14 protein-coding genes are annotated in these 16,305 nt (G+C 65.8%); 4 read left to right on the plus strand and 10 right to left on the minus strand.

What is annotated here, in order from left to right; all coding sequences use genetic code 11:
- Positions 1–105 precede the first annotated feature (105 nt).
- From A7B18_RS15440 to A7B18_RS15465, 6 genes are all read right to left on the minus strand, one after another.
- Complete coding sequence (locus A7B18_RS15440; RefSeq protein ID WP_102127597.1) at positions 106–717, minus strand: outer membrane factor lipoprotein domain-containing protein; 612 nt, start codon at positions 715–717, stop codon at positions 106–108.
- A 96-nt stretch (positions 718–813) separates the two neighbouring features.
- Complete coding sequence (locus A7B18_RS15445) at positions 814–1,407, minus strand: TetR/AcrR family transcriptional regulator (protein ID WP_102127598.1); 594 nt, start codon at positions 1,405–1,407, stop codon at positions 814–816.
- 59 nt (positions 1,408–1,466) lie between these two features.
- Complete coding sequence (locus tag A7B18_RS15450; protein ID WP_102127599.1) at positions 1,467–2,543, minus strand: ABC transporter ATP-binding protein; 1,077 nt, start codon at positions 2,541–2,543, stop codon at positions 1,467–1,469.
- On the minus strand, positions 2,540–4,093 hold the full coding sequence (locus tag A7B18_RS15455; RefSeq protein WP_102127600.1) for an ABC transporter permease: 1,554 nt from the start codon (positions 4,091–4,093) through the stop codon (positions 2,540–2,542). The genes A7B18_RS15450 and A7B18_RS15455 overlap by 4 nt, the downstream gene beginning before the upstream one ends.
- Positions 4,094–4,267: 174 nt before the next feature.
- Positions 4,268–5,266, minus strand: coding sequence for an extracellular solute-binding protein (locus A7B18_RS15460; RefSeq protein ID WP_102127601.1), 999 nt, complete (start codon positions 5,264–5,266; stop codon positions 4,268–4,270).
- 102 nt (positions 5,267–5,368) lie between these two features.
- The gene (locus A7B18_RS15465; protein WP_102127602.1) at positions 5,369–6,388 is read right to left on the minus strand and encodes a D-alanine--D-alanine ligase family protein; all 1,020 of its coding nucleotides are present in this window, start codon (positions 6,386–6,388) and stop codon (positions 5,369–5,371) included.
- A 209-nt stretch (positions 6,389–6,597) separates the two neighbouring features.
- Here A7B18_RS15465 and A7B18_RS15470 point away from each other — a divergent pair, with 209 nt between their 5' ends.
- From A7B18_RS15470 to A7B18_RS15485, 4 genes are all read left to right on the plus strand, one after another.
- Positions 6,598–8,322, plus strand: coding sequence for an ABC transporter substrate-binding protein (locus tag A7B18_RS15470; RefSeq protein WP_102127603.1), 1,725 nt, complete (start codon positions 6,598–6,600; stop codon positions 8,320–8,322).
- Between the two features lie 84 nt (positions 8,323–8,406).
- Positions 8,407–9,429, plus strand: coding sequence for an ABC transporter permease (locus A7B18_RS15475; protein WP_102127604.1), 1,023 nt, complete (start codon positions 8,407–8,409; stop codon positions 9,427–9,429).
- A complete protein-coding gene (locus A7B18_RS15480) occupies positions 9,429–10,439 on the plus strand; it encodes an ABC transporter permease (RefSeq protein WP_102127605.1) in 1,011 nt (336 codons plus the stop codon). Before A7B18_RS15475 ends, A7B18_RS15480 begins: the two co-directional genes overlap by 1 nt.
- Positions 10,440–10,783: 344 nt before the next feature.
- Positions 10,784–13,117, plus strand: a complete 2,334-nt coding sequence (locus A7B18_RS15485; RefSeq protein WP_102127646.1) for a ThiF family adenylyltransferase — start codon at positions 10,784–10,786, stop codon at positions 13,115–13,117.
- A gap of 45 nt (positions 13,118–13,162) precedes the next feature.
- Here A7B18_RS15485 and A7B18_RS15490 read toward each other — a convergent pair whose 3' ends face one another.
- From A7B18_RS15490 to A7B18_RS15505, 4 genes are all read right to left on the minus strand, one after another.
- Positions 13,163–13,630 carry a hypothetical protein gene (locus A7B18_RS15490; RefSeq protein WP_102127606.1) on the minus strand — a complete coding sequence of 156 codons (468 nt, stop codon included), beginning with the start codon at positions 13,628–13,630 and terminating at the stop codon, positions 13,163–13,165.
- On the minus strand, positions 13,623–14,501 hold the full coding sequence (ygfZ, locus tag A7B18_RS15495; RefSeq protein ID WP_102127607.1) for a CAF17-like 4Fe-4S cluster assembly/insertion protein YgfZ: 879 nt from the start codon (positions 14,499–14,501) through the stop codon (positions 13,623–13,625). Before ygfZ ends, A7B18_RS15490 begins: the two co-directional genes overlap by 8 nt.
- An 84-nt stretch (positions 14,502–14,585) precedes the next feature.
- Positions 14,586–15,686, minus strand: coding sequence for a glutamyl-tRNA reductase (gene hemA / locus A7B18_RS15500; RefSeq protein ID WP_102127608.1), 1,101 nt, complete (start codon positions 15,684–15,686; stop codon positions 14,586–14,588).
- A complete protein-coding gene (locus A7B18_RS15505) occupies positions 15,683–16,252 on the minus strand; it encodes a precorrin-2 dehydrogenase/sirohydrochlorin ferrochelatase family protein (RefSeq protein ID WP_245872916.1) in 570 nt (189 codons plus the stop codon). Before A7B18_RS15505 ends, hemA begins: the two co-directional genes overlap by 4 nt.
- Between the last annotated feature and the right edge of the window lie 53 nt (positions 16,253–16,305).

Genomic DNA, 16,305 nt, shown 5'->3' on the forward strand with positions numbered 1-16,305 from the left:
AGGAGGGGGGCCTGCGCGGGTGGCGGGCCCCTCCTCCGTTCGGTGGCCTCACCCCGGTGTGAGGCTGCGGGCTCCCCGGCCCAAGCGCGGAGGCGCGCCCCCTCCTCACGGGCCCCTTTGCAGCCCCTCGGCGGTGAGCACGCCCGCCCCCCGCTGCGACTGCGCCACCGCCAGTTGCCGGGCGGTCAGGTTGGCCTGCGCGTCCGCCAGCGCGAGGCCCGCCGCGGCGTTGCGGGCCGCGAGGTACGCCTGCACCGCGTTCACGGTGGCACTCAGCCGGGCGGCGCGCAGGTCGGCCCCGGCCCGCGCCAGCCCCCGCTCCGCGCCCCGCACGGCCTCCAGCGCCGGGGACCACGGCAGCACGCTCGCCGAGACCTGCGCCGTCACGGTGGTATTCAGCGTCAGATCACCCGAGGAGAGGGGAACTTTCACCGCGCTCGCGTCCGCGCCGACGGTGACGTTGAGCCCCGCGCGCGCCCGGGCGCTCTCCAGGGCGAGTTCGGCGGCCCGGTATTGCAGGTCCGCGCTGCGCCACCCCGGGCTCTGGCGCAGCCGGGCGAGGGTCTCTGGCAGGGTCAGCGGCGCGGCCACGCTCTGAACGGCGGGCGCCGGGGGGGAGGCGGGGGGGGGCGGCGCCGGCTGCGCGAGCGCACCCCCAAGGGCGAGGGACGCGAGCAGCAGCCAGAGGCGAGGAGTCAGGAGGGGCGGGGAACGCATGCAAACCTCGGAGGACGGGAAAGGGGGAGGGTTAGTGAGTGCGAACTTGCTTACCGTGGCCGGGAACCGTACGGACCCCATACGCCGAGGAGCAGGCTAGGGTTCCAGGCCGGGCCACAGCACGTCGAAGAGGCCGCGCACGAAGCGCCCGGCGTCGAGCGGCTCGCGGGCTGGGTCGGGGGTCATGTGCTCGCGGTGCACGTAGTGGGTCAGGGTGCCCATCAGGGTGAGGGCGGTGACGTCGGCGTCCACCGGGCGCACCCGCCCGAGCGCCACCTCGGCGCGCAGGTAGGCGGCCACGGCGTCGGCGTCGTGGCGGATGGGATTGCCGAGGCGTTCGAGCATGGGGTTGTGCGCCGGAGCGTGCCCGCGCGAGAAGATCAGCATCAACCCCGGCAGGATGCGCCCCGCCGTCTCGATGAAGCCCAGCGCCGCCCGCTCCAGGTTGCGCCGCACGTCGCCGACCCCCACGAGCCCGGCGAGTTCCTCGCGCCACGCCGCGTAGTTCCGCAGTCCCACGACCTCCTCGAAGATGTCCTCCTTGGAGGCGAAGCGCTTGAACAGGGTGCCCTCGGAGACCCCGGCGCGCCGGGCGATCTCGGCGGTCGTGGCCGAGAAGCCCTGCTCCAAAAACACCTCGCGGGCCGCCTCCACGATTCGCTCGTCGGTGATCACGCGGGGGCGGGGCATAAGTGAGTATCTACTTCCTTACGGGCGCGCAGGTCTGTGGTGCGGGTCACACCCCGCCGTCAGCGCACGGGCTGGGCGGGCCGCGTCACCCGGACCCGGACCTGCGCGCCCTCGGGGTACACCGCGCCGCCCGCGTCGTGGACGAGGAGTTCCTGGCCCCCCAGCCGCACGGTGTAGGTCACGTCGTGGCCCTTGTACTCGCGGGCGAGGATGGTGACGGGCGTGCCGCTTTCTCCCTCGGGCGCGAAGGCGAGGTGTTCGGGCCGCACGCTGACGAGCACGGGGCCGTGCGCCTCCTCGGTGAGCGCGAGGGTCCCCAGGGCGGTGCGGGCGCTGGGGCCGCTCGCCGTGCCGCTCAGCAGGTTGCTGCGGCCCAGGAAGTTCGCCACGAAGGCGGTCTGCGGGCGCGCGTAGACCTCGTGGGGGGGCCCGACCTGCTCGACCTGCCCGGCCCGCATGACCAGGAGGCGGTCACTGAAGGCCAGCGCCTCTTCCTGGTCGTGGGTGACGAGGACGGCGGTGGCGCCGCTGCGGCGCAGAATCGCGCGCACCTCCTGGCGGGTCGAGTGCCGCAGCCCGGTGTCGAGGTTCGAGAAGGGCTCGTCGAGCAGCAGCAGGGCGGGCCGGGGCGCGAGCGCGCGGGCGAGCGCGACCCGCTGCTGTTGCCCGCCCGAGAGCTGGTGCGGCAGCCGCGCCTCGAAGACGGTCAGCCCCACGAGGGCGAGCGTCTCGCGGGCGCGGGCCAGCCGCTGCGCGCGGGGCAGCCCGTGCAGGCCGAACAAGACGTTGCCGAGCACCGTCAGGTGCGGAAAGAGGGCGTAGTCCTGAAAGACCAGCCCCACCCCCCGGCGTTCGGGCGGCACGAAGGGGGAGGTCACGTCGCGCCCCATGATCCGCACGCGGCCCCCCTCGGGCGCCTCCAGCCCCGCGACGAGCCGCAGGGTGGTCGTCTTGCCGCACCCGCTGGGGCCCAGCAGCGTGACGAGTTCGCCGGCCTCCACGCGCAGGTTCAGGCCGCCCAGCACGGGGGGCAGCCCCGGCGCGTAGCGTTTCGTGAGGTCTTGCAGTTCGAGGACCGTGGCCCGCTCGGTCTTCCCGGCACCCGTCGGCGGCGGGGTCGTCGCGGCGAGCGTCATCTCTCCCTCCTCAGGATCAGGCCCGTCAGCAGGGCCCCGCCCGCGGCGAGGGCGAGCGCGTAGGGCGCGGCGGCGGCGTACTGCGCCTCCTCGGTGGCGGTCCACACGCCCCGCGCCAGCGTGTCGAAGCCGGTCGGCGCGAGCAGCAGGGTCAGGGGCAATTCCTTGAGCACGCTCAGGAACACGAGGGCCGCGCTCGTCAGCAGCCCGGGGCGCATGATCGGCAGCGTGACCCGCCACAGGGTCCGCCCGGGCCGGGCGCCGAGCACGCGGGCGGCCTCCTCCAGCCGGGGGGTCGCGCGGGTCAGCGCCGTGCGGATCGGCCCGACCGCCTCGGCGGCGAAGTGCAGGCTGTACGCCACGATCAGGAGGGTGAAGGTCTGGTACAGGGGAGGCACGGCCCGCAGCACGAAGAACACCAGGGCCAGCGCGAACGCGAGGGGCGGCGTGGCGTAGCCCAGGTAGGCCACCCGCTCGGTGAGGCGCGCGGCCCGGCCCCGGTAGCGGCTCCCGATGTACGCGAGCGGAAACGCGAGGGCGGTCGTCGTGACGGCGGCGACCCCGGCGGCGCTCAGGGTGCTGCGGGCCGCGTTCCAGAGCCCCGCCAGCGCGTCCGGGTTTTGTTCCAGCCGCAGCCAGTACAGCATGGTGCCCAGCGGCACGACGAGCGCCGCCCCGCCGAGCGCCAGGACGAGGGCCCAGGCCAGGGGCGCCCAGCCGCGCAGGGGAATCCGGGCGGGCGGGCGCGTCCCCCCCGGCGACACCCGCGCGAGGAACACGCCGCGCATCAGCCTGGATTCCAGCCACAGGGTCAGCGCCGTGACCGCGAGGAGCATCAGGGCCAGCCACGCGGAGTACACCCGGTCGTAGGCGGCGGTGTACTGCCCGTAGATCGCCGCGCTGAAGGTGGGGTAGCGCATCAGGCTGACCACGCCGAAGTCACCCAGCACGTGCAGCGTGACGAGCAGCCCGCCCGCGAGCCACGCCGGGCGCAGGTGCGGCAACGTCACGAGGCGAAACGTCTGCCCGGGCGTGCGGCCCAGCAGCCGGGAGGCGTCCTCCAGCGCGGGGTCTTGCGAGCGCAGCGCCGCGTGCAGGTTCAGGAAAAGGTACGGAAAGGTGAAGAGGGTCAGCACGCCGAGCGCCCCCCAGAAGCCGCTCGGGCCGGGCCAGCTCAGGCCCGTCAGCGCGTCGACGGCGCCGCCCGGCCCGCTCGCGGCGATCAGGGTATAGGCCCCCACGTACCCCGGAATGGCGAGGGGCAGCACCCCCAGCAGGGTCGGCACCCAGCGGGGCCGGAAGGTCGTCCGCGCCGCGAGGTAGGCGAGCGGCAGCGCCAGCGCCGTGCCCGCGGAGAGGACCCCCAGCGCGAGGAGCAGCGTGTTCCCCAGCAGCTCCAGGTTGCGCACCCGGAAGACGATCTCGCGCAGTTCCTCCCCCTGCGCTCCGAAGGCCCGCAGCACGAGGTAAGCGAGCGGCAGCAACACGCCCAGCCCGGCGAGCAGCGCGGGCAGCGTCAGGGCCAGGGGAGGGCGGCGGGGGGTCGTCATGAGGGGAAGGGGCGGCCCGGCGGGCGGCAGGGCCCACGCAGGCTGAGCCAAACTAGCAAAGCCGTTGGGTCAGGGGTGGAGGCGGGAGTCCCGGTCCCGCACCGCCGCGAAGAAGGCTTTCTTTCCTGCTTTCCTGCGGAAGGGAGCCCCTTGCGGTCGGGCGGCGACCACCCCCTACAGCAGCCCCGCGTCGCGCAGCAGCTTCTGCGCCCGCTCGATGTTCTTCGGCAGCGCGGCGGGATCTAAGCGGGGGCTGCGCTTGGTCACGTCGCTGTAGGGCAGCATGGTGGTGGGCTGGAGAATGTTGCCGATCACCGGGTACTCGAAGTTCACGCTCAGGAAAAACGTCTGGGCGTCCTTGCCGGCGAGCGCGTTCAGGAAGCGGGCCGCGGCGGCCTGGTTCCGGCTCGTCTTCAGGATGCCCGCGCCCGTCGCGTTCCCCAGGTTGCCGATGTCGCCCTGCCGGAAGAAGTAGGTCTCGATGGGATAGTTCAGCCGCGCCACGCGCTGGATGTAGTAGTGGTTCGTGAGCGCCACGTCGATCTCACCCGCGCGCATCGCCTCCAGCATCCCTACGTTGCTCGTCTTGTAGTCCTTGGGTTCCAGCGCCTTCATGCCTTCGATCCACCCCCGGGTCGCCGCCTCGCCGTGCCGGGCGATCATCCCCGCCAGAAAGTCCTGGAAGGAGGGGTACGCGACCGTCCACCCGATGCGGCCCTTGAGACTGGTCATCTTCGGCAGGTCCAGCACGCTGGCGGGCAACTGCTCGGGCTTGATCTTGTCCTTGTTGTACGCCAGCACCCGGAAGCGCACCGTCGTGGGCAGCCACGAGCGGTCGTCGGGCACGTAGTCGGCAGACACCTTGCGCGTCAGCGCCGGGCCGAGCCGCGTGAAGCTGCCCTCCGAGGCCAGTTCGCCGAGCGCTCCCACGCTGTTGCCCCAGTACACGTCGGCGGGGCTGCGGCTCCCCTCCTCGCGGATCGCCGCGACGAGCTGGCTGTCCGTGCCGTAGCGGACGTTCACCCGAATCCCGGTCGCGCGCTCGAACTGCTGCACGATGGGGTCCACGAAGGTCTTTGCCCGGCCCGAGTAGACCGTCAGGGTCTGATTCGTCTGAGCGAGCGTCGTGCCCCCCAGCAGGAGAGCGGAAGTGGCAAGCAGAAAGCGTGACATGGCTGGAATCCTAAGTAGGTTGATCGGGATTGTCAACTCAGATGTGGGGGACGGCGGGTGATGGGGTGTGCCTTCTGTCCGCGCCCACCCGCACGGCCCCGCTCAGCGCCGTTCGAGCGCCAGCTCCACCAGGCGGGTCACGAGTTCGCTGTAGGTCAGGCCCGCCGCCTCGAAGAGTTTGGGGTACATGCTCGTGGTCGTGAAGCCGGGGATGGTGTTGACCTCGTTGAGAAACAGCTCGCCCGTCTCCTCGACGTAGAAGAAGTCCACCCGCGCGAGCCCGGCACAGTCGAGGGCCCGGAAGGCACTCAGGGCGAGGGACCGGACCCGCTCGGCGACCTCTGCGGGCAACGGCGCCGGGATGTGCATGGTCGCGCGCCCCTCGGTGTACTTCGTCACGTAGTCGTAGAACTCGGCGCTAAAGTGCAGCTCGCCCACCGGGCTGGCGACCGGCGCGTCGTTGCCGAGGATGCCGACCTCCACCTCCCGCGGTTTGTGGGCGGTCATCGCCTCCAGGATCACCCGGCGGTCGAGGCCGAAGGCGAGGTCGAGGGCGGCCTGAAGCTCCTCGGCGCGGGTGACCTTGGAGATGCCCACGCTCGACCCCAGGTTGGCGGGCTTCACGAAGAGGGGGAAGCCGAGGTCATGGGCGCGGGCCTCCACCTCGGCGGGGTGCTCCTGCCACTCGCGGCGCACGGCGAGCCGCCACGCGACCTGCGGGATGCTCACCGAGGCGAGCACCTGCTTGGTCATCACCTTGTCCATGCTCACCGCCGAGCCCAGCACCCCCGACCCCACGAAGGGGATTCCGGCGAGCGTCAGCAGGCCCTGGATGGTGCCGTCCTCGCCCATCGGGCCGTGGAGGAGGGGAAACACGGCGTCGTAGCCCTCGGCGCTCGCGGCGCGGTGCAGCACAAGGTCGCCGCCGCCTTGGGCGCGGCCCGTCTCCAGCGCCCGCGCGGTCTCGGTGGGCGGGAGCCAGCGGCCCTGGGGACTGATCACCACCGGGGTCACGTCGAACTGGTCGCGGGGCAGCGCCGCGAGGACGCTGCGGGCACTCATCAGGCTCACTTCATGCTCGCCGGACTGGCCGCCCGCCAGCAGCAGGATGCGTCGTTTCACGCGCGGTAGTATGGCACTCCCCATACTCAAGCGCCTCAGACTGAGTACAGAACGCCGAGAAAAGCGTGTGTGGCACGGGGGAGGCCTCTTTGGAAATTCTCACATCCGCCGCTCAGCCTACGCTATGATGCTCACCGTCCATCCACACAGGTGCCTCTCCTCACATCCCAGGCTGTGATGCGGCAGGCACCGAATTCTCGGGAGGCTCAATGAAGAAATTCGCTCTGCTCAGCACCCTCTTGCTCGTCGGCTCGGCTTTTGCCGCCGCGCCCCGTGACACGCTGGTCGTCCAGCAGGCCGCCGACATTCCCACGCTCGACCCGGGCGTGACGTACGACACGGCCTCGGGCGCCATCGTGGAGAACATGTACGAGACGCTGCTGACCTACCGGGGCAACAGCGTGCGTGACCTGGAGCCGCTGCTCGCCACGAGGGTGCCGACGGCCACCAACGGGGGCCGGACGTACACCTTCGACCTGCGCCGTAACGTCAAGTTCCACACCGGCAACACGATGACCTGCCGTGACGCCGAGTACTCCTTCGAGCGCAACCTGGTCACCAACAGCGCCGAGAGCGGCAACTGGTTTATCTCCGAGTCGCTGCTGGGCACCGGCAGCAACGCGAACGACGACAAGACGATCACCTGGGCGCGGATCGACCGGGCGGTCGAGTGCAACAACGCAGGCCAGCTCGTCTTCACGCTGCCGAAGGTGGACCCGGCGTTTCTCGCCAAGCTCGCCTACACCGGGCAGAGCATCGTGGACAGCAAGCACGCGATTGCCATCGGCGAGTGGAAGGGTACCGAGGCCGACTGGAAGAGCTTCGTCGGCAAGGACCTGACCGACTCGGCCCTGAACAAGCAGCCCAGCGGCACGGGCGCGTACCGCTTGGTGCGCCGTGACGCCAACGCCACGCTGCTTCAGGCGTTCGACGGCTACTGGGGCAAGAAGCCCGCGATCCGCAACGTGATCATTCAGAAGGTGCCCGAGATCGCCGCGCGCCAGCAGGCCTTCCTCCGCGGCGACGCCGACCTGATCGAGGGCGGCGGGCGCAGCGTGGACGAGCAGCAGATCAAGGGCAAGCCGGGCGTGGTGTGGCTCGACAACCTGCCCAACACCGTGGGAACCGCGATCTTCATGAACCAGCGGATTCAGGACCCCGGCCTGCTGGGCAGCGGCAAGCTCGACGGGCGCGGCATCCCCGCGAACTTCTTCAGCGACGTGAACGTGCGCCGGGCCTTCAGCCACGCCTTCAACTACCAGCAGTACATCCGCGACGTGCAGCAGGGCAAGGGCAAGCAGCGCACCATGCTGCTGCCGGACTCCTTCCCGGGCTACGATCCCGAGGTCAAGACCTACACCTTCGACGCCGCGAAGGCCCGCCAGTACTTCCAGCGCGCGTGGGGCGGCAACGTGTGGAAGAACGGCTTCACCCTGACCGCGAACTACCGCGCGGGCAGCGTGCCGGCGCAGACCGCGATGGAGATCCTGAAGCGGAACATCGAGTCCCTGAACCCCAAGTTCAAGGTCAACGTTCAGCAAAAGCAGTGGAGCGAGATGCTGGCCGACTCCAAGAACGGCAAGGAGGCCATGATCGTGCTGGGCTGGGCGCCTGACTACGCCGACCCGGACAACTTCATCCACACCTTCTACCACTCCAGCGGCTACTACGCGCCCCGCAGCAACTTCAAGGACGCCTCGGTGGACAAGTGGATCGACCAGGCCCGCGCGACCGTGAACACCGCCCAGCGCAACCGCCTGTACAGCCTCGTGGGCAACCGCGCCTACGAGCAGGCGCCGTACATCCTCGTCCCGGCGGGCGTGAACTACACTTTCCACCGCAACAACCTCCAGGGCGTGAGCGCGGCCACGTATAACCCGATGACGAGCTTCGAGGACACCGGGACTCTCTGGAAGGACCTCAGCAAGCGCTGACCCGCATTCCCGGCGGGCGGGACGGCCAGGTGCGGCTGTCCCCCCGCTTCGGCGTTTATCCCTCGCCCCACCGTAGAGGACCCTATGCTCAACTTCATCGTCAGGCGGCTGATTCAGGTTCCGCTGGTGATGCTCGTGCTCTCGCTCTTCATCGTCGGGCTGACCCAGCTCCTGACCCCCGAGCAGCGCGCCGCCGGGTTTATCCGCAGCGATCAGCAGGCCGCCCGACTGGAACAGATCATCGAGGAACGCGGCCTGCGCGATCCCTTCGTCGTGCAGTACGGCAACTGGCTCGGCAGCACCCTGCGCGGTGACCTGGGCTTCTCGCGCGCCAGCGGCCAGGACGTGCTCCAGACGATCCGCGAGCGGCTGCCGAACACCGTGGAACTCACGCTGCTCACCGCGCTGCCGATCCTGCTGCTCGGCGTGTGGCTGGGCACACTGAGCGCACTACACAAAGACAAGCTGATTGATCAGGTCCTGCGTGTCCTGACTATCCTAGGCTACAGTCTGCCCAGCTTCGTCTTAGGGATCGTGCTACTCGCCGTATTCTACGGCTACTTGGGCTGGCTACCGGGAGCCGGACAGGTCAGCATCGTCAACCAATTCGCCCTCGGGGACCTGCGACGCTATACCGGGCTGCTCAGTCTCGACGCGGCGCTCAATGGGCGTTGGGACATCGCCTGGGATGTGCTACAGCACTTGATCCTGCCCGCAGCAACCCTGACGGTTATTAATGCTGCGACCATCGTGAAGGTGATGCGCAACAACATGCTGGAGGCGCTGACGAGCGACTACGTGCGCACGGCACGGGCCAAGGGGCTCTCCAGCCGGGTGGTGAATAACAAGCACGCCCGACGTAACGCACTGCTTACCATCGTGACGCTGGGGGGCTTCCTGATCATCAACCTGCTCAGCGGGTCGCTGATCACCGAGTTCATCTTCGGGTACCCTGGGGTGGGCCTGTGGATGGTGGAGGCCGGGCTGCGGCTCGACATTCCCGCCGTGCTGGGCTTCGGGTTGCTGTCGGCGCTGATCGTGGTCATCGTGAGCACGGTCGTGGACATCCTGTATGGGGTCGTGGACCCCCGCGTGAGGTTCGACTGATGACGGTGACTGCCCCCCTTCCCACCCGCGAGCGCAGCCGCTGGAACCTCTTCTGGACGAGCCCCGCCATGCGCAAGCTGCGGCGCAACAAGCTCGCCGTCTCGGGACTGATCATCACGCTGCTCTTCGGCCTGGTCGCGCTGTTCGCGCCCCTGATCGCCAAGCCGAGCGGCAACTGCCTGCGCGACCTAAACATCGCTTCCCCCAACGAGGTGTACAACCCGCTGGGCGGCGCCTTCTGGCGGGCCACCCTCGCGCCGCCCGAGAGCTGCTACGCCATCGAGCGCCTGAGCTTTGCCTCGACCCCGACGCCACCCAGCCAGGAGGCCTTCTTCGGGACCTCCAACGGCTACAACATCTTCTACGGCCTAGTCTGGGGCACGCGCACGACCTTCAAGATGTCTTTCATCATCGTGGGCATCACGCTGCTCGCGGGAGTGATCATTGGAGCGCTCAGCGGATTTTACGGAGGTTGGGCAGACAACATGATCCAGCGCTTCATCGACGTGCTGTTCGCCCTACCGCCCCTGATCCTGACGGTCGTGCTGCTGACGATCCTGCGAGCCCAAAATCCTGGCGGCAATCCTACTGGGCCGATTATTTTGGCCTTCTGTATTGCAGGCTGGGCTCCATACGCCCGCGTGGTACGCGGCGACGTGCTCAGAACCCGGCAGCTCGAATACGTGGACGCGGCCCGCTCGCTGGGGGCGCGCGACTGGCGGCTGGTGCTCAAGCACGTCGTGCCCAACAGCCTCGCCAGCGTCCTCACCCTCGCGGTGCTCGACCTCGCCACCATTCCGCTCAGCGTGGCGGCCCTCTCCTTCCTGGGTCTAGGCTTCGAGAGTGGGTACGCCGAGTGGGGCCAGCTCGTGGAGTTTGCGCGGCCCTGGCTCAAGCCCGATTACTGGTACGTGCTGGTCTTCCCGGCTCTGTTCATCGTGACCTTCAGCCTCTCATTCAACCTCTTCGGTGATGGCCTGCGCGACGCGCTCGACCCCAAGAGCCGCTGATTCTGCTAGTAGAGAATGTGTTATGGACGTATTCTGGCCTTTAAGCGTTACTTTGACGAAAATATATTTGGTTCCTGTTGTTCGGCGGTTGATTACCCTGTTTACAAGAGAGCAAGCGTGAGGTAGGATTGCCCTGTCCAACCAGAGGATGGTCTAATTGTCTTAATTGACAACTAGGGGTCCTCAATTATTGGTGGACTTTGGAGGAAAGTGTGAACAAGCAACAAGTTAAGGGCAGCAAGAAGAAGGTTAAGCTTTCAGTCGTGAAGGCTGAAGCCGTTCGTCTCACCATGATGGATGGCGATCCTACTGGTGGAATCAGGTCCTAGGCGCAATATTCTTGCATGCCGATCTCAGACAGATCGGCATTTTTAATGCCAACAATGGACAAATATAAAGACGTTACCATCAAACCGTGGCCGCAATACAATGTAGAGGGGGGAATATATTTCCAAAGGGAAGGGGGGGCGGGATTTGAGCTACCGATCAATTTTGGTTGGCAGCGTGACATTGTTGACAAATTAACAAAAGGGGAGGTTATAGAATTCAGCTTCTTATCTTCTGAACAACTTAATTTTTTGGATGAACTAGATCGTCTAGGCCTACTAAGGAACAGGAGCGAGGATTACGCATCAATACCGGATCGTTATAAAAGCAATATAGCATTTTTCGAAGCGTTTTCAAATTTAGAGTCTCCTGCTTCAACATTTCACGAAACACTGAAGACCAAAAAAGTTGTCCTCCTTGGGGTCGGTGGGATAGGATCCACTGTTGCAATGCAGCTATGTGGATTAGGCATAGGTAGCATTACGTTAGTGGATAAGGATGACGTTGAGCTTAAGAACCTGTCGCGTCAGTTCCTTTACAGAGAGGCCGATGTAGGTCTTAGCAAATTGGAGGTCGCTTCTAGAGAGCTAAAAAATATAGATGGAACTATCATAGTTAATACCGTCGAATGTTATGTAGAAGATGTAAGTACATTGCGTTCGATAATAACAGGGGCGGACTTAGTTATATCAGTCATTGATTCTCCCGACAATATATTAAATATTGTCAACGAGGCTTGCATCTTTGAACGAATTGATTTTATAGCAGGTGGCACTAGAATTACAAGCGGGGTGTATATGAGTGTTCAGCCGGGAGTAACAGCATGTTTTGAATGCTCCCGGAGAGGACTGAGCTTCCCAAAACCGAGTATCGATTTCCCGGTTGCAAATCGGGTTATAGCTCCGGCGACAGGTATGCTGGGAAGCCTAATTGTGTGGGAGGCGCTAAAATATTTATTGAATATATCTCCTCCCGCTACAGCGGGTCGCCTGACCGAAGTGTATTTTTTGACCGGAGAAATAAAAATAACTGATTCCTGGATTATCCATGACGACTGTCCGATTTGTAAAGAAGCCCAGGAGCAAATTGAGAAGACCTATCCGGCTGATGAGCGTAGGGTTGAAATAATTTCTCACGTCGTGTTCGAAGAAATGGGAGAATATTTCGTCGGCTCTCCTGTGGCTGATAATCACATTATACTCAACGAGACAGGACTGATTCTACTTGATGTCCTCAAATCTGGAAAAACTTTTTCGCAAGCCGAACTAACAATTCTCAGGAAGACTGGGGAATATGTGGATGTCGAGGATTTTGTTGAAAAGTTAAGGGACGCAGGTTTTCTTGAGCAGAAACAAATTCAAACGTCACAACGATTATACAATGCTATACCGAAAAAACTTGCATTGTTTTTGTTTAAGTCAAGAATTTGGTGGCTTTATGCTCTTTCGGCTCTCGCTTGCCTCTATATCTGGTGGCGACTTCCATTTTTACTACCGGATGCACAAGATTTAACTGGGTGGAGACAAACGGAGTGGCTTATCCTAGCCAGTTTCATAATGAGTCGCGTGCAAATAACGGTTCATGAGCTTGCACACTTCGTCGCCGCACGGGCCGTTAGTGTACCTGGTCGTTTTCGCATTTCTCGCCGTTTATTTTTTGTAGTCTACGAGACTGATGTAAGTAGCATATGGCTAGTGCCGAAACGTGATAGATATGCCACCTTTATGGCTGGTATAGCAGTAGATTTCGTAGTACTTTTGATTGCACTACTTATCAGATACATGCACTTTGAAGGACATCTGTCTAAATCTCTAGATTCTCTTGCTTCTTTGTACATTCTAATCCTTGTAAATGGGCTTGTATTTCAGGCACTAGTCTTCCTAAGAACCGATCTCTACGCGGTTCTAGTTAATTTTTTCAATTGCAGAAATTTATATCAGACTAACATACTGAGCATAACATTATTCTGCAAAAAAATGTTTAAAATACGCCCCACAATAGAAGAATTGAGGAGGTCAGCGAACTTCCATAGTCAAGATTTGAAAGCGCTTAGATTTTTTACACCTATATACATACTAGGAATAGTCTTATTTATTTGGTTTAATACTAAAGTTACACTTCCCGCAACCTTTGTTTTCGCAGAACGCGCTTTTAGAGATATAGGTCTCGCATTATCGGGCGAAAACGCGAGCTTGATAACTATTGTTTCTAATCTGATTATTGTCTCACAGCTCGCAATTCAAATTATTATATTTTCTTTCGTGACCATCAGATCAATCTTAAGGTTTTTTGTAGCAAGAAAAGCTTCAGGATTAGAAGTGACATCGGTTCACAATACAAACAGCCGGTAATTCAAGTGGCTCCTTTTATTTTACTCAAATTTTCTATATTTAGGCCTAGTCTTCAAAAACGCATTTGTCTTCTTGAATTTTTTCAATTATCGGTATAACTCCGTAAGGCAACCCACGCCATACAAGAACGAAGGCAAGGGCCGACACCAGCCACAGCGCGGCGAGGGCGGTGGGCTGACTGAAGAAGACGCAGCCGAGCAGGAAGGGGACGGCGGGGGCAGTCCCGGCCTGCATGGCGGCGGTCAGGGTCACCTGGGGTCCCGGCCCCGTGGAATCGCGGGCGGCGAGCCGGGCGAGGTGCAGGCCGGCGGCGGCGAGCACGGCGGCGAGGAGAACGAGGGCGGTGACCCAACCCGCGGAGAGCGGCGCGGGCCGGGTGAGGAGGTAGAGCCCCCCCAGCGGCAACCCCGGCACGGCGATGACCAGGAAGGCGGCGACGAACGCCCGGCGGGCCGCGCGGGTGAGGTCGGCGGGCGTCCCGGTGCGCAGGTCGCGGGCGAGGGCCTCAAACATCGGCGGGGACGGGGCTCAGGGCCCCAACGGTGGCGGGGACGCCGCCCACTTCCACCCGGTCACCGGGAGCGAGTTCCTTGCGCAGCCGGGCGAGGCTCAGGCCGTCCGCGTGCGCGCCCGCCTGCCCGACGACCTTGCCCTCGCGGGCGACCTCGGCGTGGTCGGGGAGGTGTTGCCCCTCCAGCCGCCCCAGGTGATAGCGGGCGTTGCCGCGCGCCTCCAGCCGCGCCATGATCTCCTGCCCGACGTAGCAACCCTTGCGGTAGCTCATGACGGGGAGGGGACCGCCCACGTCGAGCCCCACCTCCTGCGGCAGGGTCCCGATGAAGCCGTCGCGCACCACGTCGGGGATGCCCGCCCGCACGCGCGCCGCCTCCAGCACGGCCAGCGGCGTCTCCCCCGCCTCGAGCGCCGCCCGCACCGCGTCCTCATGCCGGGCGAGGAAGTGCAGGTCCACCCCCGGCGTGCCCGTGCGGTTCACCCGCCCGCCGAGCACGGTCCCGCCCCCCAGCTCGAAGCTCTGCGCGTCCGGTCCCTCGGAATTCCAGCCGGGCACAGCCTGAGCCCAGACGTGAACGGTGCGCAATTCGTCGGTCACGTCCTGGATCTCGACCTGATCGAAGATGATGTAACGCCGCAGCCGGGCCGTCAGCCCCTCCGCCTGCCCGGCGTCGAGGTGGAGGTACACGTCTCCTTCGCGCCTGTAGGCCCGCGCGAAGAACTCGATCTGGCCGCGCACGTTCAGAAAGCAGCAGGCGACCGTGCCGGGCGCCCGGACCCCGCGCAGGTCGTTCGTCATCTGCCCCTGCACGAAGTCCACCCGGTCGGCGCCGGTCAGCCGCAGCGCGCTCGAAGGAAGGGGGGTCCACATGGGGGCAGGGTACGGGAAAAGGGGGGGGCGGTTCGTGGCACGCCGCACGCGGGAGGGGCCGGGACCCGCGCCCCGCCCCGTCCGTCAACTCACCAGCGCCCGCCCCCGCCGCTGCCGCTCCTGTTGCGCCTCGCGGGTGAGGTGCCAGCGGGCGAGGTCGGCCACGCCCTCGCGGATGATCGCCTCGGCGTGGGGAAGGGCCTCGCGGCGGCTTTGCAGGTTGCGGCTCACGATGGCGGTGAGGTCGTCGAGGTTGTAGAGGTGGGCGCCCGGCACGGCGGCGATGTCGGGGTCGAGGATGCGCGGCACGCTGATGTCGATCAGGAACAGGGGGCGCTCCGGGCGGCCTTGCAGCGCGGCGCGCGCCCCCTCGCCGTGCAGGACGTAATGGGGGGCCGCGCTCGACGCGATCACGACGTCGGCTTCCGGCAGGACCTCGTGGAGGTACTGGGCGGCGCAGACGCGGCCCCCCACCCGCTCGGCGAGCTGCCGGGCGCGGGCCTCGGTGCGGTTGACCACGATCACGTCGCGCACCCCCGCCGCGCGCAGGTGGGTCAGCGTCAGCTCGGCGGTCTCGCCCGCCCCGATGATCAGGGCGGTGCGGCTCGTGAGGTCGCCCAGCGCCGCCTGCGCCAGCTCGACGGCGGCGCTCGACACGCTGACCACCTTGTCGCTCAGGCCGGTTTCCGAGCGCACCCGCTTCCCGGCGGCGAGGGCCCCCTGGACGACCTTGTTGAGGAGCTTGGCGCCGGGGGTACGCTCCTGCATCGCCTGCCACGCCCGTTTGACCTGCCCCTGAATCTGCGTCTCGCCGATCACGAGGCTGTCGAGGCCCGAGGCGACCCGGTACAGGTGGGTAACGGCGGCGTCCCCGCGGTACACGTACAGGGACTCGCCCAGACCGTCCCCCCAGGCGTCCGCGAAGGCGCGCACGGGGTCGCCGCGCAGCCCGGCGAGGTAGACCTCGGTGCGGTTGCAGGTGGCGAGGAGCATGACCTCGGAGGCGTGGCGGGAAAGGGTGCTCAGGATGGCGGCCTCGTCGCCTGCGCGCACGGCGGCCCGCTCACGCACCTCGACAGGGGCGGTCTGGTGGTTGAGCCCCACCACCGCGAAGTCGAGGGGGGCGGGATGCGACGCTTTCGGCTGGGCGAGGAAGGCGCGGGCGGTCGGGCAGGCGAGCGTCACACGGCTCCCCCGGCACTCAGGCCGAACGCCGAGCGGATGTCGGCGCGCAGGGCGTCGAGCGCCCCCTCGCGGGCGGCCCCGGGCAACCGGACGGCCTCCTCGCGCCGCGCGGCCCAGGCGTCCACCGTCCCCGGCTCGGGGAGGAGGGCGGCGATGCGCTCGCGCAGGGCCTGCGCCAGCATGGGCAGCTCGCGCCCGGTGCTCACCGCCACCTGCACGCCGCCGCGCTCCACGGCGGCGGGAAAGCGCAGGGTGCCCCTCGTGGCGTCGCCCGCGTGGTTGACGAGCGCCCCCGCGGCGCGGGCCCCGGCGGTCACGGCGTCGTTCACGGCCTCGCTGTCCGTGGCGGCCACGACCACGCGCTGCCCATTCAGGTCGGCGGGAAGGTAGGGACGGCGCTCGGCGCGCACGGGCAGCGCCGCGAAGTCGGGGTGGAGGTCGGGTGCGACGACCGTGACGCGCAGCCCGGCGCCTAGCAGGGTCCGCGCGCGGCGCAGGGCGACGGCCCCGCCCCCCACCACCAGGGCCGGTTCACCGCGCAAATCGAGGAGGGCCGCCAAACTCACGAGGCGCAGCATAGCGCCTGGGCCCAGGGGCGCACGTCCCCGACCGAACGGTA

The sequence above is a fragment of the Deinococcus planocerae genome (genome assembly GCF_002869765.1).
Taxonomy (GTDB): Bacteria; Deinococcota; Deinococci; order Deinococcales; family Deinococcaceae; genus Deinococcus; species Deinococcus planocerae.

What these genes read in the sequence shown, in the direction of transcription:
- A7B18_RS15440 (WP_102127597.1), bottom strand. Translation starts at nt 717, where the DNA reads ATGCGTTCCCCGCCCCTCCTGACTCCTCGCCTCTGGCTGCTGCTCGCG.
- A7B18_RS15445 (WP_102127598.1), bottom strand. Translation starts at nt 1,407, where the DNA reads ATGCCCCGCCCCCGCGTGATCACCGACGAGCGAATCGTGGAGGCGGCC.
- A7B18_RS15450 (WP_102127599.1), bottom strand. Translation starts at nt 2,543, where the DNA reads ATGACGCTCGCCGCGACGACCCCGCCGCCGACGGGTGCCGGGAAGACC.
- A7B18_RS15455 (WP_102127600.1), bottom strand. Translation starts at nt 4,093, where the DNA reads ATGACGACCCCCCGCCGCCCTCCCCTGGCCCTGACGCTGCCCGCGCTG.
- A7B18_RS15460 (WP_102127601.1), bottom strand. Translation starts at nt 5,266, where the DNA reads ATGTCACGCTTTCTGCTTGCCACTTCCGCTCTCCTGCTGGGGGGCACG.
- A7B18_RS15470 (WP_102127603.1), top strand. Translation starts at nt 6,598, where the DNA reads ATGAAGAAATTCGCTCTGCTCAGCACCCTCTTGCTCGTCGGCTCGGCT.
- A7B18_RS15475 (WP_102127604.1), top strand. Translation starts at nt 8,407, where the DNA reads ATGCTCAACTTCATCGTCAGGCGGCTGATTCAGGTTCCGCTGGTGATG.
- A7B18_RS15480 (WP_102127605.1), top strand. Translation starts at nt 9,429, where the DNA reads ATGACGGTGACTGCCCCCCTTCCCACCCGCGAGCGCAGCCGCTGGAAC.
- A7B18_RS15485 (WP_102127646.1), top strand. Translation starts at nt 10,784, where the DNA reads ATGCCGATCTCAGACAGATCGGCATTTTTAATGCCAACAATGGACAAA.
- A7B18_RS15490 (WP_102127606.1), bottom strand. Translation starts at nt 13,630, where the DNA reads ATGTTTGAGGCCCTCGCCCGCGACCTGCGCACCGGGACGCCCGCCGAC.
- ygfZ (WP_102127607.1), bottom strand. Translation starts at nt 14,501, where the DNA reads ATGTGGACCCCCCTTCCTTCGAGCGCGCTGCGGCTGACCGGCGCCGAC.